Source organism: Burkholderia sp. SIMBA_051, from assembly GCF_046534915.1.
Classification (GTDB): domain Bacteria; phylum Pseudomonadota; class Gammaproteobacteria; order Burkholderiales; family Burkholderiaceae; genus Burkholderia; species Burkholderia ambifaria.
Genome location: NZ_JAWRXS010000331.1, coordinates 1 through 268, shown reverse-complemented (window position 1 = coordinate 268; position 268 = coordinate 1). Strand labels below are relative to the sequence as shown.

1 protein-coding gene is annotated in these 268 nt (G+C 61.9%); it reads left to right on the top strand.

Translation table 11 applies throughout. From position 1 onward, the window contains the following. Window positions 1-50: 50 nt before the first annotated feature. On the top strand, window positions 51-268 hold a 218-nt coding region (gene grxC, locus SB771_RS34750; protein WP_410722009.1), incomplete at its 3' end, for a glutaredoxin 3.

Sequence of the window (268 nt, the reverse complement as noted above, 5' to 3'; positions counted from 1 at the left end):
ACCCGGGCGACGCGCCCCCATCTTATCGACAGAATCCGCCTGGAGCGCCTATGAATAAAGTTGTCATGTACAGCAAGGACTATTGTCCTTATTGCGCCCGCGCCAAGGCGCTGCTGGAGCAGCGCGGCGTGACCGACCTGGAAATCATCCAGATCGACCGCGAACCCGGCCAACGCGATCGCATGATCGAACGCACCGGCCGGCGCACGGTACCGCAGATCTTCATCGGCGATACCCATGTCGGCGGTTGCGACGACCTGATGGCGCT